Source organism: Paraburkholderia caffeinitolerans, from assembly GCF_902859945.1.
Taxonomy (GTDB): Bacteria; Pseudomonadota; Gammaproteobacteria; order Burkholderiales; family Burkholderiaceae; genus Paraburkholderia; species Paraburkholderia caffeinitolerans.
Genome location: NZ_CADIKL010000016.1, coordinates 97043 through 118526 on the forward strand (window position 1 = coordinate 97043; position 21484 = coordinate 118526).

The window sequence follows — 21484 nt, forward strand, 5'->3', positions numbered from 1 at the left end:
TTTCCTGTCTTATCTGATTTTCGCCTTGTCGGCGCTGATCCGGACTTCATGGCCCTGATCAATCAATAGGTCTCTCAACCGCTGAAAGTCATTCCGGTTCGGTATCCCCGCGAACCAGGCGCTTCCGTCTTCGTCAAACATGACGTCCAGCGACTTGTCACTCTCGACAAGCCCCCGCTCGTAGACGCCAAATCGAGTTCGCCCAGCTTCTGTCAGAAGGTGAAGGCGCTGGTTGTCGCTTCCGCGCAGTGGTCGCGTATGCGGTGTCTGTATCTCAAACGGATCGGTGATGAGTGCATCGACCAATCCGTCAATTCCAGCGAGCGTGTCCGTCAGCGCTTCAAACGGGTGTCCGCTATATACGAGAACATCTCCGTGCCATCGGCTTCTTAGCGCCGAAAGCAGGGCAGATAGCGCATCCGGTTGCTCGAACGGCTCGCCGCCGGAAATAGTGACGCCCTCGGCATGAGGCAGCCAGCTCTCTAGCTGTTCCATTACCGCCTGGACGGTAGTTTCGCCGCCTGTGTTCGCCCAGGTGTCCGCAGATATACAACCGGGGCAGCGAATGCTGCAACCCTGGAACCAGATCCCGATTCGCTTACCCGGCCCGAGGGTCGTGACTGGGAAATGCAGACGCGAAATCTGGATATTCATGGGTTACAGCTTTTCCAGATGGAACGAGCCAGTATCAATTCCGGTGATAGCAAAGCGGTCGCCCGGCTTCGCATCGTGGTCGAAAAGGCCGCGCGCCAGCGGATTGATGAGTCGAGCCTCAATCTGGTTTCGGATCCCGCGCCCGCCGTTGGACAAATCGGCCAGGCATTGACGTCGCAGAGCGTCCAGCGATTCGCTTCTCAACTCGACAGCCACCTCCTGGGTGTGAATGTCATCGAGGACGGCACGTACCATCTGCTCGAAGATTTCGTGCGCAATGTCTTCGCGGATGAAATCGAAGACGATGACGTTCTCGCCGATGCGGTTCAGTATTTCCGGGCGGTTCAGCACGAGTTTGAAGTGCCGCTGGATTTCGCTGAGGACCTTCTCCTGGACCTCATTGAAATCCTCGCCGGGCAGCACGTTCGGCACTCGAGCACCGAACTCATCCTGACGATAGATGCCGAGGTTGGACGTGAAGATGATAAGCGCTTCGGAGAAGTAAACGCGGTCTCCGCGCCCCGATGTCAGCACGCCGTCGTCCAGAATCTGGAGGAACTTGTCGAGAATGCGCGGATGCGCCTTCTCGATTTCGTCGAACAGCACGACACTGAAGGGCCGCTCGCGGATGGCGTTGGTGAGTTCGCCGCCGACGTCGTAGCCGACGTAACCAGGCGGCGCGCCAATGAGGCGCTGGTCAGCGTGCTCGGCGCTGAATTCCGACATGTCAAAGCGGATGTATGCGCTTTCGTCGCCAAACAGCAAGCTCGTAATCGTTTTCGCCAGTTCGGTTTTGCCAACCCCGGTGGGACCCGCGAGGAAGGCAACGCCACGCGGCCTGTTGCCCTTGCGCTGCGAGCCTACTCCCGTCATTGCGCGCTTCACGAGATCCAGCATGTGCGTGACCGCGTGCGACTGGCCTTTGACGCGCTGGCGGACAGTCACTTCAGCGTTGCGTATCTTGTCGCGATCAATTTGCAGCCAGGGGTCTTCGGTTACGCCAACCTTGTATCGCCGGACTGCATCGGCGATTTTATCCACTGTGACACCTTCGACCCGTGCGAGTGTCGCAATGGCGTTCATGTCTGCGAGGAGAAGGCCTTCGCTGCCATCAACGAAAGCCTTGTTGGCATCCGCGAGCATCTCCGGCGATGCTTGCGGCGTACCCGGAACGCCGCGCAGGAGCGCGGAAGACAGGGAGCGTCGGGCGATGCCATCGGGTTTCGCAACCGGGATGTGACGGACGCGCGGATTATCGATGAGCATCCAGTCGGGAAGGTCTCCCTCTTTGTCGACCACCCAAACTACCGTGTTGAAGAACGGCCGCCGGTGCTGGCCGGCGGGGCGGGGAGCGACCGTGTGCGCCATTACGAGCGCCCGCGTGAAAAGGTTGTGCTCGGCGGCAGTCAGCGATTCCGTCCGAACCGCCAATCGCGAGGCAAAATCCACAACAAGCGCTACAGGTTCGCCGGAGAGCGTGGCGAGGCGCTCAAGACAAGTCGTCAATGCATCCAGACCACCGGGCGCTGCGCCTTCGACTGCCGTGAGACCTAGGAGTCGCAGGGTATCTTCTGCCGACTCAGTGGGCGGCACATGGCTGTCAGGGACAGTAAAGCCGGCGACAGGGTTCCACACAACTATCTGCTGATACCCCTCTGCGCGCAGGTTTAAGTTCAACATGCTCACAAGCGGTTGTGCTGTCACCACGTTCGGCGCGATTTCGCACGCTTGCAGGTCTCGGACATTTCCCGAGAGAACGAACTGGCTCTTTAAAGGGAGAAATCGCAACAAATCCCGTAACCAGCGGGGCTTTACGTAGGCGGACATGGCTGCGGCAATCGCGTGGGCAGAAAGCAAAACGTTACCATAAGCCAAAGTGGTAATTATGCGATTTGAATGGGTTTGATCACTTTCGGCAGGGCAAATCGGCACGAAGGTTCAGCCAAAGTTCAAACCCGGTCATTAAATATCGTTGCCTGCTCTATCCTTGGCTGGCGGTCGTACTTTCAGAGGTGGCTCGCGGTGTCGGCGCGGTGAGAGATTCGTCGCCGGCAGGACAGGTCGAGTGTCTTGTGAATCGGCGTTGTCTGACGCCGTGTGTCGGGCTTTGGATGCGTCTTGAACCAGAGTGCGCTCGCTGGGAGTCTATGCTGTAGGCATACTGCCGCCGTCCCACAGACGGCGGACGGCATAAATAACCGTTCTCCCGCCAAACGCGATAACTAATATATTGTGAACTTCTTGAGAAACTGAAACTTTTAAACTTAAAAGAAGAGGTTTTTAATATTAAGAGCAGCTAACATAACCTGGACATGACGCCAGGATTTGGGTTTCATCGCTTCATGTCCAGGTTGTGTTAGCTACCCTAACTGTGCCGCAAACGCCGTCTGAGCCTCTGCGCAGGAGGAACGTGGTCGTAGCGTTTGCAAGTAAGGCGAAGCTGAGACCGCATGGAGGCTTTTACTTCAGGCAAACGCAGCAGCCACGGGGGCAGTAGGCTGTCAATCAAAATATTAGCCAAGAAACATGAGTTTGCGTCCTCAAAATAGGCCTGAAAGACGCATAGGCCTAATCGCCACGATGAATGTTGCTGCGACTGTGGACACGTCCGTGAGCCAACATAGAGTCGTACTGCGGCGTAGTGTTTCTGTAGCAAGCCCATGACGGCCGAGTTCACCGGTCGACGCGAACGTATATATCTCGCCAATTTTTGGGAGCTGGCGTGTGTCAAAAGAGAACACCGAGCGAATTCACAAGATTGTCCAGCGCATCCGTAAGCGAGGAGCAGTCACTCTTGAAGAATTGATGCGCGAGCTCGAGGTGTCGCGCGCGACGCTCAAAAGAGATTTCGACGTTCTGCGTGATCGCCTTGGTTGCCCGCTGGTGTGTAAGGCTAGCCCAAATTCCGTCCCGGTTTCAGCTGGAAATTTCCAGTTTTAAGCGGAACGGTTTTGTGGAACAGGGTCACTTTCGGCATTCTGGGTACAAACTTATTTGTTCGGGGACATGAAGCACGCCCGTCGCGCGCCAGATCGGTCACCCGACCCTAGATCGTCCCGAATAACGCGCGTGGCCGATCGCGCAACGTGCGCGCGAGTATCTGCAAGGCGCGGGCCAACTGCTCGCGCGAACTCGCGCAGGCGAGGTTGATCCGCACGCCGTGCTCGGTGGTCGAGCGATCGACGGCAAACGCCGATGCAGGCATCGTGCTTACGCCGCGCGCCTGCGCGTTGGCGGCGAAATCGTCGGAGCGCCACGGCTCGGGCACGCGCAGCCAGACAAACATGCACGCGGGGTCGCTATTGAGCAGTTCAGGCGGCAGCAATTCTCGCGCGAGCGCCTGGCGCGCCTGAAGCTCCACACGTTGTGCCTCCAGAATGACCTGCGCGGTGCCGTCCTCGATCCAGCGCGTGGTGATGAGCGTCGAGAGCGGCGCGGGCATCCATGCTGTCGTGCGCACGGCCTCGGCGGCCAGCGCGGCGCCGTGCGGCGGCGTCAGCAGATAGCCGATGCGCAGCCCGGGCGCCAGGATCTTCGAGGTGGACGCGATATGGAAGGTCAGCTCGGGGCACAGGCTCGCGATGGTCGGCAGGCGCTTGCGCAGGAGCGGCCCGTAGACGTCGTCTTCGATGATGGCCACGTGATGCCGCCGCGCGATCTCCGCGAGCGCGAGCCTGCGTTCGAGACTCATCGTGACGACGCTCGGGTTCTGCAGATTCGGCACGGTGAAGATGGCCTTGACGCGCATGCGCTTGCACGCGTCCTCCAGATGCTCGGGCAGCAGCCCGTCGGCGTCGCTCGGAATGCCGACGAGTTCGAACTGGAACGCCGGCGCAAGCGCTTTCAGACCGTAGTAGGTGAGCTGGTCCGAGAGAATCACGCCGTCGTGGCCCATCAGACTGCTCAGGACTGCGTAGAGTCCGTGCTGCGCGCCGCTCGTGACCACGAGATTCTCGGCCGAAGGCGTGAAGCCGGGCGCGGCGATCCACTTGGCGCCGGCCGCGCGCGCCCATTCGGGACCTTGCGGCGGCTGGTATTCCTGGGTTTCGGCAAAACGCGGGTCGCGCGCAATGACGGCCATGGTGCGCGCGAGTTGCGTGAGAAATTCGCCGGTCGCAGGGCGGTTGACCGTCAGGTCGATCACGCCGTTCGTGCCTTCGCCCGGGGCTTGCGCATTGCGCTGCGCGCTCGCCGGTACGGCCGGCATCGCCCCGCCCGTGACGATCGAGCCGCGCCGCTTGCTCGCAACGATCAGGCCGCGCGCCTGGAGCTCCTTGTAGGCGCGCGAAACGGTCGATACGTTGATGCCCAGCTCGATCGCCAGATCGCGTTGCGGCGGCAGCCGGCTGCCGGGCGGGTAGTGCCCGCTGCGGACCTGCTCCTCCAGATTGCGCGACACCTCGAGATAAGTGGCCTGGCGCCCTTTTGTATGGATGTCACTCTCAGATTTTGTCTGGTTTTCGTCCACTTTCATTCAAGTAATAACTCCATACAAAACTCGGCCTCCTGCCACTGCAAGCTGTTTGCCGATGCTCGTCCCACGACGACCTTGCTGCATCTTAAATCTAATATCCGTCTGTGTGGAAAAGGATTTTTGTGATTCTTGATCGGTGAGCCGGATTCGCGCCAGGGAAATTCCCGATCTCCACACAAAGACATTTCATTTGCACACAAAAAGTTATTGTGTGAGTATGAGTTCACATTTTTGTTTGGACACGGATGCGGTGCAACACGCACTGTAGTACATGAGGAGATGCTCGTGGCAATTCTGCAATCCACGTCGCCGTCCGGCGAACAATCCACCCAGCTCGGCCATTCGCTGCGCAAGCGGCACGTGACCATGATTTCGCTCGGCGGCATCATCGGCGCGGGGCTGTTCGTCGGCAGTAGCGCGACCATCAGCGCCATGGGGCCGGCGGCATGCCTGAGCTATCTGCTCGCGGGCATCGTCGTGCTGTTCGTGATGCGCATGCTCGGTGAAATGGCGCTCGCGCATCCGGGCGTGGGCTCGTTCACCGAGTTCACGCGGCTGGGTCTGGGCGATTGGGCCGGCTTCACAAACGGCTGGCTCTACTGGTACTTCTGGGTGATCGTGGTTGCCGTGGAAGCGGTGGCGGGTGCCGGCATCCTGCAGCGCTGGATTCCAGCGCCGGTCTGGGTGATCGGGCTCGTGCTGCTTTCGGTGATGACGGCGGTGAACCTGCTGTCCGTCAAATCGTATGGTGAATTCGAGTACTGGTTCGCGTCGATCAAGGTCGCGGCCATCATCGTCTTCATCGTGGTGGGCGCGAGCTATCTGTTCGGCTTCAGCTCGTGGCACCAGACGGCGGTGCATCTTTCCGGCGACCGCGGCTTCATGCCGTTCGGCGCCATGTCGATTTTCGCGGGCGTGCCCACAGTGATCTTCGCAGTGGGCGGCGCGGAAATCGCGACGATCGCGGCGTCCGAGTCGGACGATCCCAGCCGCAACGTGGCCTCGATGACGCGCTCGGTCATCCTGCGCGTCATCACCTTCTATGTGGGTTCTCTGTTCGTGATTGCCTGCATCGTGCCGTGGGCGCAGATCAAGGTCGGCTATTCGCCGTTCGTGGCCGCGCTCGAAACGATGCATATCCCCGGCGCCGCCGACATGATGAACGCGATCGTGCTGGTCGCCGTGCTCTCGGCGCTCAATTCCGGGCTCTACGTGTCCTCGCGCATCGTGTTCCGTCTCGCCGAGCGCGGCGATGCCCCGCGCGCGATGCTCAAGCTTTCGCCCACCCGTGTGCCGCGCCTCGCGGTGCTCGCGAGCAGCGTGGTGGGTTATGTGGCCATCGTTGCGGCCATCGTCTCGCCGCAAGGTGTATTTCTCTATCTCGTGAATGCGTCGGGTGCGGTGATGCTGTTCGTCTATCTCTCGATCGCGATCTCGCAGATCGTGCTGCGCCGCCGTCTGGAAGCGCAGGCGCCGGAGCGCCTCACGCTCAAGATGTGGCTGTTCCCGTGGTTGTCGTGGGCTGTGGCTGCCGCGATTGCGGGCGTGCTGATTGCGATGGGTTTCGACCACGCGCTCTCCAGCCAATTGATGGCGAGCCTCGCGAGTCTCGCGGTGGTGTCGCTCGCATACATGGTGGCGCGCAGCAAGCGCCGCGCACAGATGCGCCACGCTCACGCGCACGGCTTTGGTGAGCCTGCAACGAACTGGAAGAAATAACCATGGCTCGAGTGGCTGTCATCGGCGCCGGATTCGTGGGACTCTCCTGCGCCTGGTGGCTCATGCGCGATGGGCACCGCGTTACGCTGTTCGACGCGCAGGGGCCGGGGGAAGGCGCGTCGTACGGTAATGCAGGCACGTTTGCGAACTATGCGTGCATTCCGGTCAACAACCCGGACGTGTTCCGTAATCTGCCGCGCTTTTTGTTCTCCTCGACAAGCCCGCTGCGGATTCGCTGGCGCGATACGCCGATGCTTGCCCCCTGGCTCGCGCGCTTCTTGCTCGCCGCCACGTCGCGCCGCTACGAATTGAGCGCGAGGGCGCTCGCGCACATGCTCTCGCGCGCGTTCGAGGGCTATCGCGAGATGCTCTCGGCAAACGGGCTGGGCGCATTCGTGCGCGAACGCGAATGTCTGTATCTGTACTCGAGCACGGCCTCTTTCGAAGCCGCTCAGCCGTCGCTCGCGCTGCGCCGCTCGCTCGGCGTGCAGTTCGACACGCTGGAACGCGACGGGATCGGCCAGCTCGAACCGCGTCTCGCGCCGCTCTTCGAGCGCGGCACGCTATTCGGCGGAAGCTGGTTCTTGAGCGATCCGCGCGGCTTTCTGCGGATGCTGCATGCCTCGCTGCTCGAGCGCGGCATGGAATACCGGCAGGTGGAAATCGAGTCGGTTGCTACCGAAGCGCGTGCAGTCAGGCTGATGGATACGGCAGGGGCCGCGCACGACGTCGAGCGCGCGATTGTTTGCGCGGGCTCGCGCTCGGGGCGCTTCGCTCGTCAATGCGGCGACGCCGTGCCGCTCGGCACCGAGCGCGGCTATCACGTGCGTTTCCCGGGCACGTCGGACTTGATTTCGCGGCCGTGCGGCTGGGCCGAGCGCGGCTTTTACATGACGCCGATGGAGGGCGGCATTCGCGCGGCGGGCACGGTCGAGCTGGCTCGCCACGAAGCGGGCAAGAACGCCGATCTGCTCAGGCTGCTCACGAAGTCGGCGCAGGCGGCGCTGCCGGGCTTGCCCGAACCGGACAGCGACTGGCTCGGCTTTCGTCCGAGCCTGCCGGACGGCTTGCCGGTCGTGGGGCCATCGAGTCGAACGCCCAACGTGATCTATGCGTTCGGCCACCAGCACTTGGGCGTGACGCTCGGCGGCGTCACCGGCAGCGTGGTCGCCGACCTCGTTGCGGGCCGAGAGAGTCCGCTCGATCTCACGCCCTATAGTCCGCGGCGCTTTTAGTCAGTTTGTCTAACGATTTTCTTCAACCACCGCTACAGTCTTCAGAAGAGGATGAGCATCATGAACCGTCGCACTTTGATCATCACGATGGCCCTTGGGCTGATGTGTGCGCACGCCTCGTCGTACGCAGCCGATCCGGAAGTCGTCAAGATCGGCTTTGCGGGACCGCTCACCGGTCCGGTCGCGCGCGTCGGCAAGGATTTGCAGTACGGTGCGCAGCTCGCGCTAGATGAAGAAAACGCTAAACACCCCACCATCGGCGGCAAGCCAGTCAAGTTCGAACTCGACGTGCAGGACGATCAGGCCGACCCGCGCACCGCGATCCAGGTCGCGCAAAAGCTCGTGGACGACGGCGTGGTCGGCGTGATCGGCCATTACAACTCCGGATGCAGCATTCCGGCTTCGGCGGTCTATCACAAGGCGAACGTGGCGATGATCACGCCCGGTTCGACCAATCCGGCGCTTACCCAGCAGGGCTTTGCGAACGTGTTTCGCACCATGGGCAATGACGGCATCGGCGGAGTGATTGCCGGGCGCTTCGCGGTGGAGCAGCTCAAGGCGAAGCGCATCGGCATCATCGACGACCGCACCGCGTTCGGCCAGGGGCTTGCCGATGCATTCGAAAAAGGCGCGAAGGAGGCCAACGGCAATATCGTCGACCGCGAGTTCACCAACGACAAGGCGGTGGATTTCCGCGCGATTCTCACGACGCTCAAGCAGAAGAACGTCGACATGATTTTCTTTGGCGGGCTGGACGAGCAGGGCGCGATGCTCATCAAGCAGATGCGCTCGCTCGGCATGCAAGCGCACCTGTTCGGCGCGGGCGCGCTCAAGAGCAACGCCTTCCTGCAGATTGCCGGTCCGGCGGGCGAGGGCGCGCAAGATCTCGAGCCGGGCCCCGCGCTCGACAAGCTGCCTTCCGCGCAGGCGTTCGCGAAGCGCTACAAGGCGCGCTTCAATCAGGATGTCGAACTGTATGCGCCGTTTGCCTATGACGCCGCGCTTGCGATGATCAAGGCGATCAAGGACGCCGACTCGCTCGATCGCGCAAAGATCGTCGCGAGCTTCCCCAAGGTCACGGTGACGGGCGTGACCGGGAATATTGCGTTCGATCCGCACGGCGATCTGATCAAGCCGCCCTATACGCTGTTCGAAGTCCAGCAGGGGCAGTGGAAGAGCCTGCGCACGGTGGGCGGCAACGGCTGAACCCGGGCGTGTTCGGCACACCGTCTCGGCGCAGGCCGCCTCAGCGCTGCAGCAGATGCGCGAACAGCGGATACATCGAAGCGACGAGCGCCAGCGCCATGGCGATATTGAACAGGCGCAGGCGGCGCGGGTCGCCGAGAAAGCGGCGCATGCCGGTGCCGAACGCGGCCCACACGCAAATGCAGGGCAGGCCGATCACGTAGAACAGCGCGGCCATCACGACGGTGTTGATGCCGAAGTCCGCCGAGAGGCGGATCGTGGTGGCCGCGGTGAGCACCATCATCCACGCCTTCGGATTGATCCACTGGAACGCGATGGCTTCGAGAAAGCGCATGGGGCGGCGCTCGCCGCCCTTTTCCTTGAGCATGCCCGAGGTGCCGATCTTCCACGCGAGCCACAGCAGATAGGCGACGCTCGCGGCTTCGAGCGCCGTGTAGAGCCACGGCAGGTGACGGAAAAGCTCGCCGAGGCCGAATCCCACCGAGAGCATGAGCACGACAACGCCCGCGCTAATGCCGAGAATGTGCGGCACCGTGCGTTTGAAGCCGAAGTTGACGCCGGAGGCGAGCAGCATCGTGTTGTTGGGGCCGGGCGTGATGGTCGTGACCACCACGAAGAGCATGCCGGCGGGCAAGGCGCTGAGCATTTCGGGCAGCATGGTGCGATGGCTCCAGGGATAGGGCGGCGACCGTTTACGGTCGTGGCGAATGACTGGCAGCCAGTTTAGCCAAGCTGGTCGGTACAGTACCGGTACAGATGACTGCACGGAAACCGGTACGGAAGGGGGGGGCTGACAATTCGTCAGAACATTCTTGACTGCGGAAAGAAGTTGCCGGTATCTTCGTCGGGCAGCGTACCCGCCACAACGAGTGAGGGAGCCTCCGCCATGCCCATCAATGTCCAGAACTGTCGCGCCCAACCCACCACGGTGTCGCTCGGCAATTTCAACGGCACGAATTTCATCCCGAGGGTGATGGGCTCGCACCGCCACTACACGGCGGCGAACTGTCTCGTCGCTCTGAATCCAGTGATGAATCATGGCGTCGGCATCGCCGGCGTCACGAGTCTGGACCCGCAGGCGAATCCCGGTGGCGACACTTACTTCCTTCCTTTCTCGACCGACGAGATCACGTCCATCGTGCTGCCGGCGCCGGGTGGGGCCGGCGTGCAGCAGTCGTTCCTGACCACGAATCTTTCTGGCTGCATGGTCTATGTCGACCGCGTGCAAGGCGTGCCCGGATCCGTCGTCGTCTACCACGCCAACAGCCAGGCCAACGCGCCGGGCGGACGCCTTAGCGGCCAGCAGCCGGCGCTGCAACTGCCAGCCTGCACCAACGAGTTGGCCCGGCTATACAACCTTGCGCAGGCCAACCTCATGGCGGCCCCGTACAACCTGAACTTGATACAGGCGGGCAACGTGGACAAGCCAGCCTACAATGCGGGCGCCCGGGCCGAAGTGAACCGCAAGATCGGACAGGCGCGCACGAACGTGGAGTTCACCGGCGGCACGATCGTGTTCGGCCACGTGAACGGGGCAAACTGGGAGTTTTTCTGGGCGACCTACGGCGGCTGCGAATATGACCGCCCCGTCTACGCTCCCAAAGGCTGGTTCGGACATGGTCACCGAAACCCGACTACCAGCACGAACCCCAACTACCGGATGCTGGGGTCGGCGCAATTTGTCTGAGCCTCGCCGGCGTCTGGCTCGCGAAGGGGAACCGGCATGGGCCCATGACGCCGTCCGTCGGGCGGATCGACTGGCGGACTACTGAGCGGTTTGCTGACGCTGGTACTCGTCGTGCTTCATTTGCATGTAGTCGGCGCGGCTGACTTCATGCAATTGCCGCGGATATTGCTCCGTCGCATCGAACCAGTCAGCGAGCCGTTTGTCGAGCCGGGCATTGGCGGGACTGGAGAGCGCGCCAAGATAAGCCTCGATGGCGAGGTAATAGCGCATGGTGTTGCGCTCCACCAGACCGCGCATACCCCCGATGTATCGAGGCTCGTTCGTCGATGGATCGCTGGTGGAGGAGAAGCCAACCTTGTCGCTCCCGATTGTCGCCAGATAGGTTTTCATCGCGAGCCGTCCTGCCGTGCCGTAACCGTAGGCGTAGGTCAGATGGATAAAGGTACGGCGATTGTCCACGGGTATCGCCTCGAGCACGATCCGGTAGTCTTTCGTGCCAAATGGCCCCGCGGCGGCGGTGAGTTCCACGCGAAAATAATCAGGCATGCTTACTGCTGGGCGGTAGTCGAATTGCACCCGGTAGGACGAGGCAAGCGATTCCTCGGTTTTCTTGCCGATATTCACGGCGAGAACCGTACTGCCGGCGCCGGTCGAAGCGTGGCAGTACTTGGTGTTCAAGTGCAGGATCAATACGTCGCACCAGTTGGCGGGGCCTTGAGCCGGGTCGTTGAGCGTACCGTCGACCGTCGCGAAAGGGTAATCGACCACGCCGTAAATCTCGCCGTTGAGTGCTGACGGCAACTCTTTGGATTCGAGGTACAACGGCCGCTGGAACGGGTTGTGTGCGAGTTGTTGCGTCAGACTCTGATATTTGCCGCGCAGGCTCGCGGCCCGTCCGTCCGCCTGGGCGAAGGCGCTCTGGCACATGAAGCAGAACACCACCGTCATCACGACTATTCGCCACGGTCGCGTCCGCCGGTTGTCCGCTGGAAATTGGGCATGCTTGTTCATGGCCCTCATCCTACCTTGACCGGGGTTCCGGCGCAGCGAAGGCGGGGCGGCCGGATCGAGCGCTCGCGCCATGCGATCAACCCGGCACGCTCAACGGCGCTCGATCTCGTGCGTCCGGGTGGCGGCACGCGGCATCGTTGGCCGCCACGCGGATCATCTGTCAAGCATCCCTAACTGGTTTTGTTCATGTTGGCCATCATCCGCGAAGTCTCGCTCGCATCGAGCGAACTGCGCAGCGCGAGCACGAGCACCACGATGCTCCACAGCGTGACGATCAAAATGTCCCAGCCGAAGCCGATCACCCCGCGCCCGCCGCCGATCCCGCCGAGCCACGACAGCGCCCACAGGCCGCCGAACCACGGCAGCAGCCAGGCGATGTGGCGCCAGCCGAAGTCATGCACGTTGCGCCGCGCGATGAAGTGATAGTGCAGCGCGTAAAGCACGAAGCCGATCGCCACCAGCGAAAACAGGAAGTTATTGGTCTTGAAGCCCGTCCAGTAGATGATGAGGTTGCTGCAAATAAAGGCGAGCGGGGCGACGATCCCAGCGCCGCTCATGCGGAACGGCCGCTGGAGATCCGGCAGATTGCGCCGCAGCACCATGAGTGCGACGGGGCCGAGCCCATAGGTCAGCACGGTAACGGACGTGATGTAATTGACCATCTGCTGCCACGCGGGGAAGGGCAGCAGGAACAGCACGCCCACGACCCACATCACGAGCACGCCGAACCACGGAATCTTGTTGCCGTTCAGGCGCGTGAGCGCGCGCGGGCCGGCCTGCATTTCACCGCTGGCGAACAAGATGCGCGAGCCGCCCGTCATGTACATGAGGCCGGTGCCGCCAGGCGAGACATAGGCGTCGATATAGAGCAGCGTCGCCATCCAGCCGAGCCCGAGCGTGGCCGCGAGTCCGGCGAACGGCCCCATTTCGCCCTTGAAGCTCAGATTCGCCCAGCCGTGCGCGAGGTCGCCGGGCGCGAGCGCCATGATGAACGCGACCTGAAGCAGGATGTAGATGATCGCGGCCAGCACCACGGCGCCTATCACGGCAAGAGGAATGTCGCGGTGCGGATTGGCGGTCTCGCCGCCGAGGTCGATGGCCGTGCGGAAGCCGAGATAGCTGAAGACGATGCCGGCGGCCGGCAGCGCCGTGAACATGCCGGAAAGCTTGTACGTGCCGGGCGCCGCCTGCAGGACGTCCCAATGGGTGCTCGCCGCGATCAGCCCGGCGATGGTGGCGAGCGGCACGAGGATCTTCCACCATGTGATGGTGGAGTTCACGTTGAGCAACCAGCGCACCACCATCAGATTCAGCAGCGCCATGACGCCGAGCAGCACGGCACAGGCGACGAACCCGGGCAGCGTCAGCAGCCCGGAGCTGCCTGGGCGCAGGAACCACGGCAGATAGTTGTTCGCGTAGGTGACGATCGCCTCCGCTTCGACTGCCGGCACCGGCACATAGGCGAGAAAGAGCAGCCAGCACCAGATGCGGCCGAGCCCTTCGCCGTGGCTGGCGTGGCTCATGTGGACCAGCGCGCCGCTGCGTGGAAAGAGCGCGGCCAGCTCGGCGAAGCACAGCGCAATCAACATGATGATGATGGCGCCCAGTACCCAGCTGCCAATGCTGTACGGCCCCGCGATGCGCGAGGCGTGATAGGCGCCGAACAGCCAGCCCGAGCCGATCATGCTGGTCGTGCTGGCAAACAGTAGCCCTACGATTCCGGCGTCGCGCCGGAGTTTGCCTTCGAGGGTCAGGCTTGAGGGTGTGCTCATGCCGTCCTCCTTGTTCGCAGTCACCCCTGACCGTTCGCATTGTTCTAATGCCCTGAGCTGCGCTCTCCTTCAGGTGTGTTACCCCGTCAAAATGGAAAGGCCACCCCGTACTTTTAAATATAGACCTGGTTCATTGCCGCTGCAAAGGCAGGCGTCGGCTACGGCGCGTAATTACTACCGAACTGCTTTGAACGATCCGGTAAAAATAGGGAATTAACGTCATTTACCATTTTTAAGATTCGCTTAAGAAATCTGTCATACGCTCGCCCATTCCGCCCATCAGTGCCGCAATGGCGTTGGTGTCGTTGAGAAAGCGGCGTGCTGCGCGCGGCTTTCCGCCAGCCATCTGTACCCAGTTTGTTTCCGTAGATGTCCAAATTCGTATCGACGACGCCGCAGGGAGTCGCGGGCAAAGCGATTCTCATTGCCGCGCTCAGCACCGCGTGCACGGCGTGGCTGTCGCATCAGATGCCCCGGCCGGACGCCGAGATGTCGTTGCACGCTTCCGACGAAATCCCCGATCGCGATGCGCGCGATCCGGCCCCGCTCGCCGCCGCGCCGGTTTTCGTTGGCCCGCCGGTTCCTGCTTTCCGTGTCGCGTCCGCCGAGGTCACGCAGAATTTTGCGGCGACCGCGGACCAGTTGGGCGTCGGCGCCGCCACGGCCGCGCGGCTCGCACGCGCGCTCTCGGGGCAGCTCGATGTCGAGCACGATCTGAAGCCGGGCAGCGAGATGCGCCTTGTGTTCCGCAACGGCGTGGCGAACGCCGCTCGCATATTCACCGGAACGCCGGCCGCCGGAACCGCACCGGCCTCCAGCCCCGCGATCCCGGGCGTGGCGGCCGACGCTGCCGCGCAGGACGAGCCGCCCGTTGCGGTACGCATTTCCACGGGCCACGACGCGCACGATGTGTTCCTCTACCGCAAGCTCGATGGCAAGGCGTTCTACTACAGCGCCGATGGCCAGCCGGCGTCGCCGACCTTCCTGCGCTATCCCGTCGAGTACACGCGTATCTCGTCGGACTTTGCGCCGGAGCGGCTCGACCCTATTACGCACCGCTGGGCGCCGCACGAAGGCGTCGATTTCGCCGCGCCCGTGGGCACGCCCGTGCACGCGACCGCGCAGGGCACAGTGACGTTCGTGGGCTGGCAGACCGGCTATGGCCGCGTTATCCAGATCAAGAATTTCGGCGACTTTTCGACGACCTTCGCGCATCTCTCGCGCTTTGCGAAAGCGCTGCGCGTGGGCAGCGAGATTCGCCAGGGCCAGGTGATCGGGTACGTGGGCCGGACGGGCTGGGCGACCGGGCCGCATCTGCACTACGAGGTCCACGTCGATAACGTGCCGCAAGACCCGCTCACGGTCGATCTGCCGACTCGCACGGCCTTGAACGGCGAAGACATGGCGCACTTCGCGCAGCAGGTCCAGCAGCTCACGCCGATGCTGTGAGCGCCCCGGCGCGGCCCTTGCGGGCCGCGTCCATGTTGGGCTCGGGGCGGGCATTTTATGGGCTACAGTGCGAATTCAAGCTGAGTTCAAGCCGAGTCCAGGCTAACAGGCGGTTTCGTCCCCCGGAGCCTTTCCATGACCGAACACCCGCAGCATCCCCCATCTGTTCTGACCTACACGAGCACGCACGATTTCGACACCACGATCGCGCGGCTGAAGGCGGTGCTCGAGCGCGCGGGCGCCGTGGTGTTCGCCGATGTCGATCAGCGCGACGCCGCGGCGCTCGCGGGTCTCGAGTTGCGGCGCACGCGGCTCCTCATGTTCGGCAACCCGAAGGCGGGCACGCCGGTCATGGCGGCCAATCCGCACGCGGCGCTCGAATTGCCGCTGCGGCTCGTGGTATGGGAGGACGAGGAAGGGCGCGTGCAGGTCGACTATCGCGACGTCGCGCAAACACTCGGGCCGCTCTACGGCATCGCGCCCGATTTGCTCGTGCCGTTGCAGCGCGTGGCGGAACTGCTGCGGGCCACGGTGCAGTGAGGCGCGCCGTTCGGGCGCGGGCCTGAAAAGCCGGCGCCCCAACAGCGGTATCGCGAGTCGATATTCGATGGCGCAGCCGCCGGGAGGCGCGTGCGCCGGCCGCGCATCAGCGCGGCTCAATGGCCCGTAAATATATCGCACTCCGAACGAGGCCAGCACATCTTGCCGGTGCGATGGCCGGCGGCGCTGTGCGTGTCGGCCGTGCCGCCGTACGACATATCGGTGGCGGCCTGAGCCGACGCATCCGCGTCACGGGTCATCATTTGATGCGCGCGCTGCTGCGAGACGGGCTCGTCGTTCGTCTGAGCCGTAGCAGGCGCGCCAGCCGCGAGGGCCGCAAGGGCCGTCAAGCAGGCGGTGATCAACGCCAAACGGATCTTCATATTCACACTCCTTCCTGAACGCGGGGCCAGGACGGCCCGGCGCGCGCATGGCGCTGCGCCATGCGCGCTCGAGCGCAAGCCGGGATGCCGGCGCTGGGGCCGGGCTGCCGAACGTGTTATCGAACCTGTCATCGACGAGAGCAGGTCCCGACTGCCTTACACGGCAGGCAAGCCTCCGCGGACTCGGGAGGCGGCGCAGCGTGGCGCGGCGCAACAAGGAGGAGGTGGCGGGCGCGCAGAGAACGTCCGCGCTGCACTTCCTGTTATAGGTCGCGCGCGAGAGAGTGCAACGGCAACGGGGTGGCTTTCGGCGCTGAAATGAAGCGAAAGCTTAAGGAAATGAGATGGTCGTTTTGGGGTCATGTTGAGGTGGTGTAATGCGCACGCCCAGCTATCCGGCGCGTGACTCGAATGGCGCGGCAGCAAGCGCACACGCTAATGGACGCGTCGACAGCATTCCAAACCCACTCTAAGAATCGATGGAGCCCCACAACATGGATCGCATGTACCGCCGGGCCTTACTCGCCGTGCCGTGCGCCGGACTTGCCGCCACCTTGTTCGCCTGCGGCAGCAGCAATTCGTCGAACCCCCCGGCCGTCTCCGCTCAGGACGCGCTCGCGACCGCCACGCCGATCAAGCACCTCGTGGTGATCTACGGCGAGAACGTTTCGTTCGACCATTATTTCGCGACCTATCCGGGCGCCACGAACCCTGCGGGCGAGCCGGCCTTCACGGCTGCCGCAGGCACGCCGGTCGTCAATGGCCTCACGGGCGCGCTGCTCACGGCGAACCCCAACTTCACGAACACCGCCAACGGCGCGGACGCCGCGAATCCGTTCCGCCTCGACCGCACCCAGGCGGCCACCGCCGACCAGAACCACGCCTACACGGCCGAGCAGCAAGCCGGCAACAACGGCGCACTCGACCTGTTCCCGAAGTACACCGGTCACGCCACGAGCGGCGGCGCGGGCGCGTTCGGCACGAAGGGCCAGGTGATGGGCTACTTCGACGGCAACACGGTCACGGCGCTGTGGAACTACGCACAGAAGTTCGCGATGAGCGACAACGCATGGACTACGACCTATGGTCCGTCCACGCCGGGCGCGCTCGAAGTAGTGGCGGGCCAGACCAACGGCCTGCAGCTCGTGGTCTCGTCGAAGCAGCCGGCCACGGCCACTACTTCGTCGTACTACATTAATGACGGCGCGGGCGGCCTCACGATGATCAACGACGTCGATCCAGGCTACGACGTGTGCTCGAGCACCACCGACACGGGCATGATCAACGCGAAGAACATCGGCGACCTGCTGAACACGCAAAAGATCAGCTGGGGCGGCTTCATGGGCGGCTTCAACCTGCAGACGGCCAACCCGAACGGCACCACGGGCTGCAAGCGCAGCACGGTCGCGACCGCTGTGAACGCCGCCACGGCCGACTATATTCCGCACCACAACTGGTTCCAGTACTTCAAGTCGACCGCGAACCCGCAGCACACGCGCCCGAGCTCGACGGCCGCGATTGGCTCAAGCCTGGAGACGGATGGCAAGACCGCCGAGCCCGCGAACCATCAGTACGACACCGACGACTTCTTCGCCGCGGTGAAGGCCGGCAACTACCCGTCGGTGAGCTTCCTGAAGGCGCCGGCGGCGCAGGACGCGCACGCGGGCTACTCGGACCCGCTCGACGAGCAGCAATTCGTCACGAAGGTCGTGAACTTCCTGATGCAGCAGCCCGACTGGCAGAACACCGCCGTGGTCGTGACCTATGACGACTCGGACGGCTGGTACGACCATCAATACATGGCGCCGGTGCATTCGTCGATGGCCTCGGCCGACCAGCTCAACGGCAATGGCGTGTGCGGCAGCGGCACCCAGCCCACGGGCGTCGCGGGTGCGCCGGTCAATGGCCGCTGCGGTCCGGGCACGCGTATTCCGTTCATGGTGATCTCGCCGTGGGCGAAGGCGAACTACGTGGATCACACCTTCATCGACCAGTCCTCGGTGGTGCGCTTCATCGAAGACAACTGGCTCGGCAGCGCGCGTCTTGGCGGCGGCTCGTTCGATGCCGTGGCGGGCGATATGCGCGGCATGTTCGATTTCGCGGGCAAGGGCAATCTGCCGGTCCTGTATCTCGACGGCACGCAAGGCACGCAGTTGAGCGCCGCGCCGGCGATGTGACCGGCGCTTGAGGTCCGCAAGGGCGCGCGCGCAGCGCGCCCTTGCGCCGTGTGGCGCATCCTCGCGTTTCGTCCACGGCTTTTCGGTTTTCTGGTTCCGCAAGGAACAACGCAATATGTCCGAGTTTTCGTCGTCTGCTTCTTCCTCATCGTCATCAACCCGCGTCAAGGCGAAGCCTGCACGCTATGGGCGCACGCTAGCGGGCCCAGCCGCCGCTCTAGCGGTTGCTGTGCTCGGCTTCGGTGCTTACGCCGTGGCCTTTCCCGCCAGTGTGCCCGCGCCCGTAGGCGTCATCGTCGAGAACCTTACCGGCGCCAATCCGCATCCGGTGGCATTGCAGCGCCCGCCCGTGGCGCCGCTTTCTGCCATGGCCCAGCTCGGCAAGCAGCTCTTTTTCGACCCGGCGCTGTCGGCTTCGGGCAAACAGTCTTGTGCGTCGTGCCACAGCCCCGAGCACGCTTATGGCCCGTCCAACGGGCTCGACGTGCAGCAGGGCGGACTCGCGATGACGCAGCAGGGCTATCGTCCGCCGCCGTCGCTCATGTATCTGTATCGCCAGCCGAATTTCAGCATCGGCCCCGATGCCGGCGAAAACGACGACGCACCCACGGCCGCCCAGCAGGCCACGGCGTCCGCGGGCGTGGTCAAGTCGCAGAAGACCGCGGGCGGTCCGTCGACCTCCACGGAGATGGTCCCGCAAGGCGGCCTGTTCTGGGACGGCCGCGCCGATACGCTACAACAGCAGGCCTATGGCCCGCTGCTCAACCCGGTGGAGATGGCGAACACGAGCGTCGACCAGGTGGCCGCGAAGCTGGAGCACGCGTCGTACGCGAAGCGCTTCACGGAATTATTCGGACCACGAATTTTTAGCGACCGAAAGCTGCTGGTTTCCGAAGCGATGTTCGCGATCTCGCGCTACCAGGTGGAGGATCCGTCGTTCCATCCGTACAACAGCAAGTACGACCGCTGGCTCGAAGGGCGCGCGCGTCTCACCCGCGCCGAACTGCGCGGCCTGCGCCTCTTCAACGATCCGGACCGTGCGAACTGCGCGGGCTGCCACCTTTCCAGGCCGGGCAAGGATGGCCTGCCGCCGATGTTCACCGATTACCAGTACGAGGCGCTTGGGGTGCCGCGTAACCGCAAGCTGGCGCAGAATCGCGATCCGCGCTTTTACGATCTGGGCGTGTGCGGGCCGTTCCGTGCGGATATGCGCGACCAGACGCAGTACTGCGGGATGTTCCTCACACCCACGCTGCGCAACGCGGCCACGCGCACGGTGTTCTTCCATAACGGCATCTATCACGACCTCGACCACGTGATGGCGTTCTACAACGAGCGCAACACTGACCCGGGCAAGTTCTATCCGCGCGATGCGAAGGGCAAGATCGACAAATACGACGATATCCCGCCGCAATACCAGAACAATGTGGATGTGACCGACGCGCCGTTCGACCGCAAGTTCGGCGACAAACCCGCGATGAGCGACGAAGAGATTCGCGACATCGTCGCGTTCCTGAAGACGCTCAACGACGATCCGGCGCCGTCGAAATAGCCGAACCGGTTGCGGCCGGCCCCGGCGATTCCTTCGGTGCGCCGCCGTTGGCCAGCGCGTTGCGCGGATCGGGCGGCGGTCCGTCGAATGCCGTTGCCTTGACCTGATTGCGGCCGGCCTGTTTCGCCGCGTAAAGCTCTTCGTCGGCGGCGCGCAGCAGTGCATGCGCGCCCGTGCTTTCGCGCGGCGTGCAGGTCGCGCAGCCCACGCTCACCGTGACCGAGCCGTGTTCACTGTGCCCATGCGCGATGCCGAGACGCTGCACGTTCGCCCGGATTTGCTCCGCGATATTCAGCGCGCCGTCGGGCGGCGTGTTCGATAGCACCACCGCGAATTCCTCTCCGCCGTAGCGCGCCACCATGTCCGTCTTGCGATGCATGCTAGCCTGGATCGCATGCGCCACGGCGGCGAGCACCTCGTCGCCCACCGCATGCCCATAGAAGTCGTTGAAGAGCTTGAAGCGGTCGATGTCGATGAACAGCACCGAGAGCGGCTCGCCCGCGCGGCGCGCGCGGTTCCATTCGTTCACGAACTGCAGATCGAGTGCGCGGCGGTTCGCGAGGCCCGTGAGCGCGTCCGTGACCGATAGCCGTTCGAGCTCCGATTCGGCGCGCAGGCGTGCGCGCAGCCCGAACGCGAGCAGCCACGAGGACAGCGCGACCACCGCACCGAATACGAGCGACATCGGCTCGTAGATTGCGACGCGCTCGCGCCAGGACGCGAGCGCGTCGTCGACGGAGGGCGCGACCGCCACGATCAGCGAGGTGTGCGGCACGCGCCGCCAGGTATGGATGCGCATCGTGCCGTCCTCGTCGTCGCGCGCGACGATGGTGCCCGTGCTCGATTTGAGCATCGGCGCGATTTGCCGCTGCGAGGCGAGATTCGTGCCCACGTCGTATTCGGAGAACGGCTTGCGGGCGAGCAGCGTGCCGTCGTCGAGCATGATGAAGATGGCGCTGTGCTTGCCGACATCGATGAGGTCGAACAACTGCTGGAAATAGGCGAGCCGCAGCGTGAGCAGCACCACGCCGCCGAACCCGCCATCGTAGGTGCTCACGCGGCGCGAGAGGCCGATCGCGTATTGGCCTGCGTTCACGCGTGAGCGGAACGGGTCGGAGATGTACATGCCCATCGAGTGACTGCGTTCCTGGGCGCGGAAATAGTCGCGGTCGGCGAGATTCACGTTCGGATAGTCGCGGCCGTCCTGCGATTCGACGATCTTGCCGTGGGCGTCGATATAGAGCGCACCGTCGAGATAGGCCGCGCCCGCCACCCGGCTGAACATGAGTTGTCGGCGCAGATCGCGCGGCAGTGCGGCCGCACGCGGATCGCGAATCGAATCGAGCGCCTCGGTCAGCATCAGGTCGTAGACGCCGAAACTGTTTTCGAGGTGCGTGGACACCAGCGAAACGAGCATGTCCGAGGTTTGCCGCGCGTGCGTAAGCGCCTGCTCGCGCTGCTGCGCGAAGCCCGTGAACGCAAGCGCGACGATGGCGAGGCCCACGAGCGTGCCCGCGCATCCCGGCACGAATGGATGGTGCACGACCCAGCGGAACGGCGCCGCGCAGACGTTGCGCACGGCGCTTATGAAACGGAGATGCAATGGCCTGGACGCCATGGGGAGT

At 63.4% G+C, this 21484-nt stretch carries 17 protein-coding genes; 9 read left to right on the forward strand and 8 right to left on the reverse strand.

The window, feature by feature from the left end:
- Positions 1 to 9: 9 nt before the first annotated feature.
- Both HV773_RS17625 and HV773_RS17630 read right to left on the reverse strand, forming a co-directional pair.
- A complete protein-coding gene (locus HV773_RS17625) occupies positions 10 to 654 on the reverse strand; it encodes a 4Fe-4S single cluster domain-containing protein (RefSeq protein ID WP_175195974.1) in 645 nt (214 codons plus the stop codon).
- 3 nt (positions 655 to 657) lie between these two features.
- Complete coding sequence (locus HV773_RS17630) at positions 658 to 2481, reverse strand: AAA family ATPase (RefSeq protein ID WP_175195976.1); 1824 nt, start codon at positions 2479 to 2481, stop codon at positions 658 to 660.
- Between the two features lie 897 nt (positions 2482 to 3378).
- Here HV773_RS17630 and HV773_RS17635 point away from each other — a divergent pair.
- A complete protein-coding gene (locus HV773_RS17635) occupies positions 3379 to 3594 on the forward strand; it encodes an HTH domain-containing protein (RefSeq protein ID WP_246282318.1) in 216 nt (71 codons plus the stop codon).
- A gap of 106 nt (positions 3595 to 3700) precedes the next feature.
- Here HV773_RS17635 and HV773_RS17640 read toward each other — a convergent pair whose 3' ends face one another.
- Positions 3701 to 5128 carry an aminotransferase-like domain-containing protein gene (locus HV773_RS17640; RefSeq protein ID WP_175195978.1) on the reverse strand — a complete coding sequence of 476 codons (1428 nt, stop codon included), beginning with the start codon at positions 5126 to 5128 and terminating at the stop codon, positions 3701 to 3703.
- Between the two features lie 366 nt (positions 5129 to 5494).
- Between HV773_RS17640 and HV773_RS17645 the strand changes: the two genes are divergently transcribed.
- Genes HV773_RS17645 through HV773_RS17655 form a run of 3 tightly spaced genes read left to right on the forward strand, consistent with a single transcriptional unit; the run spans position 5495 to position 9288 of the window.
- Positions 5495 to 6847, forward strand: a complete 1353-nt coding sequence (locus HV773_RS17645; protein WP_246282325.1) for an amino acid permease — start codon at positions 5495 to 5497, stop codon at positions 6845 to 6847.
- A gap of 2 nt (positions 6848 to 6849) precedes the next feature.
- The gene (locus HV773_RS17650; RefSeq protein ID WP_175195982.1) at positions 6850 to 8082 is read left to right on the forward strand and encodes an NAD(P)/FAD-dependent oxidoreductase; all 1233 of its coding nucleotides are present in this window, start codon (positions 6850 to 6852) and stop codon (positions 8080 to 8082) included.
- A 60-nt stretch (positions 8083 to 8142) separates the two neighbouring features.
- On the forward strand, positions 8143 to 9288 hold the full coding sequence (locus HV773_RS17655) for a branched-chain amino acid ABC transporter substrate-binding protein (protein WP_175195984.1): 1146 nt from the start codon (positions 8143 to 8145) through the stop codon (positions 9286 to 9288).
- Between the two features lie 40 nt (positions 9289 to 9328).
- Here HV773_RS17655 and HV773_RS17660 read toward each other — a convergent pair whose 3' ends face one another.
- The gene (locus HV773_RS17660; protein ID WP_175195986.1) at positions 9329 to 9946 is read right to left on the reverse strand and encodes a LysE family translocator; all 618 of its coding nucleotides are present in this window, start codon (positions 9944 to 9946) and stop codon (positions 9329 to 9331) included.
- Positions 9947 to 10174: 228 nt separating this feature from the next.
- On the opposite strand from HV773_RS17660, the gene HV773_RS17665 reads away from it, so the two are divergent.
- Positions 10175 to 10975: a hypothetical protein gene (locus tag HV773_RS17665; protein ID WP_175195988.1), complete on the forward strand. Its 801-nt coding sequence runs from the start codon at positions 10175 to 10177 to the stop codon at positions 10973 to 10975.
- A 78-nt stretch (positions 10976 to 11053) separates the two neighbouring features.
- On the opposite strand, the gene HV773_RS17670 is transcribed toward HV773_RS17665, so the two are convergent.
- Both HV773_RS17670 and HV773_RS17675 read right to left on the reverse strand, forming a co-directional pair.
- Positions 11054 to 11986, reverse strand: coding sequence for a hypothetical protein (locus HV773_RS17670; RefSeq protein WP_175195990.1), 933 nt, complete (start codon positions 11984 to 11986; stop codon positions 11054 to 11056).
- Between the two features lie 170 nt (positions 11987 to 12156).
- Positions 12157 to 13758, reverse strand: a complete 1602-nt coding sequence (locus HV773_RS17675) for an APC family permease (protein WP_175195991.1) — start codon at positions 13756 to 13758, stop codon at positions 12157 to 12159.
- 369 nt (positions 13759 to 14127) lie between these two features.
- Between HV773_RS17675 and HV773_RS17680 the strand changes: the two genes are divergently transcribed.
- Both HV773_RS17680 and HV773_RS17685 read left to right on the forward strand, forming a co-directional pair.
- The gene (locus HV773_RS17680; protein WP_246282319.1) at positions 14128 to 15207 is read left to right on the forward strand and encodes a M23 family metallopeptidase; all 1080 of its coding nucleotides are present in this window, start codon (positions 14128 to 14130) and stop codon (positions 15205 to 15207) included.
- A gap of 135 nt (positions 15208 to 15342) precedes the next feature.
- The gene (locus HV773_RS17685; protein WP_175195992.1) at positions 15343 to 15747 is read left to right on the forward strand and encodes a DUF302 domain-containing protein; all 405 of its coding nucleotides are present in this window, start codon (positions 15343 to 15345) and stop codon (positions 15745 to 15747) included.
- Positions 15748 to 15863: 116 nt separating this feature from the next.
- On the opposite strand, the gene HV773_RS17690 is transcribed toward HV773_RS17685, so the two are convergent.
- Positions 15864 to 16130: a hypothetical protein gene (locus HV773_RS17690; RefSeq protein ID WP_175195993.1), complete on the reverse strand. Its 267-nt coding sequence runs from the start codon at positions 16128 to 16130 to the stop codon at positions 15864 to 15866.
- A 503-nt stretch (positions 16131 to 16633) separates the two neighbouring features.
- On the opposite strand from HV773_RS17690, the gene HV773_RS17695 reads away from it, so the two are divergent.
- Together HV773_RS17695 and HV773_RS17700 are read left to right on the forward strand one after the other, a co-directional pair.
- A complete protein-coding gene (locus tag HV773_RS17695) occupies positions 16634 to 18307 on the forward strand; it encodes a phospholipase C (RefSeq protein WP_175196086.1) in 1674 nt (557 codons plus the stop codon).
- Between the two features lie 115 nt (positions 18308 to 18422).
- Complete coding sequence (locus HV773_RS17700; protein WP_175195994.1) at positions 18423 to 19859, forward strand: cytochrome-c peroxidase; 1437 nt, start codon at positions 18423 to 18425, stop codon at positions 19857 to 19859.
- Here the strand turns inward: HV773_RS17700 and HV773_RS17705 are convergent.
- Positions 19831 to 21462 (reverse strand): sensor domain-containing diguanylate cyclase, encoded by a 1632-nt coding sequence (locus tag HV773_RS17705; RefSeq protein WP_175195995.1) that lies wholly within the window; start codon positions 21460 to 21462, stop codon positions 19831 to 19833. The genes HV773_RS17700 and HV773_RS17705 overlap by 29 nt on opposite strands.
- Positions 21463 to 21484 lie beyond the last annotated feature (22 nt).

What these genes read in the sequence shown, in the direction of transcription:
- HV773_RS17625 (WP_175195974.1), bottom strand. Translation starts at nt 654, where the DNA reads ATGAATATCCAGATTTCGCGTCTGCATTTCCCAGTCACGACCCTCGGG.
- HV773_RS17630 (WP_175195976.1), bottom strand. Translation starts at nt 2,481, where the DNA reads ATGTCCGCCTACGTAAAGCCCCGCTGGTTACGGGATTTGTTGCGATTT.
- HV773_RS17640 (WP_175195978.1), bottom strand. Translation starts at nt 5,128, where the DNA reads ATGAAAGTGGACGAAAACCAGACAAAATCTGAGAGTGACATCCATACA.
- HV773_RS17645 (WP_246282325.1), top strand. Translation starts at nt 5,495, where the DNA reads ATGATTTCGCTCGGCGGCATCATCGGCGCGGGGCTGTTCGTCGGCAGT.
- HV773_RS17650 (WP_175195982.1), top strand. Translation starts at nt 6,850, where the DNA reads ATGGCTCGAGTGGCTGTCATCGGCGCCGGATTCGTGGGACTCTCCTGC.
- HV773_RS17655 (WP_175195984.1), top strand. Translation starts at nt 8,143, where the DNA reads ATGAACCGTCGCACTTTGATCATCACGATGGCCCTTGGGCTGATGTGT.
- HV773_RS17660 (WP_175195986.1), bottom strand. Translation starts at nt 9,946, where the DNA reads ATGCTGCCCGAAATGCTCAGCGCCTTGCCCGCCGGCATGCTCTTCGTG.
- HV773_RS17665 (WP_175195988.1), top strand. Translation starts at nt 10,175, where the DNA reads ATGCCCATCAATGTCCAGAACTGTCGCGCCCAACCCACCACGGTGTCG.
- HV773_RS17670 (WP_175195990.1), bottom strand. Translation starts at nt 11,986, where the DNA reads ATGAACAAGCATGCCCAATTTCCAGCGGACAACCGGCGGACGCGACCG.
- HV773_RS17675 (WP_175195991.1), bottom strand. Translation starts at nt 13,758, where the DNA reads ATGAGCACACCCTCAAGCCTGACCCTCGAAGGCAAACTCCGGCGCGAC.
- HV773_RS17680 (WP_246282319.1), top strand. Translation starts at nt 14,128, where the DNA reads ATGTCCAAATTCGTATCGACGACGCCGCAGGGAGTCGCGGGCAAAGCG.
- HV773_RS17685 (WP_175195992.1), top strand. Translation starts at nt 15,343, where the DNA reads ATGACCGAACACCCGCAGCATCCCCCATCTGTTCTGACCTACACGAGC.
- HV773_RS17690 (WP_175195993.1), bottom strand. Translation starts at nt 16,130, where the DNA reads ATGAAGATCCGTTTGGCGTTGATCACCGCCTGCTTGACGGCCCTTGCG.
- HV773_RS17695 (WP_175196086.1), top strand. Translation starts at nt 16,634, where the DNA reads ATGTACCGCCGGGCCTTACTCGCCGTGCCGTGCGCCGGACTTGCCGCC.
- HV773_RS17700 (WP_175195994.1), top strand. Translation starts at nt 18,423, where the DNA reads ATGTCCGAGTTTTCGTCGTCTGCTTCTTCCTCATCGTCATCAACCCGC.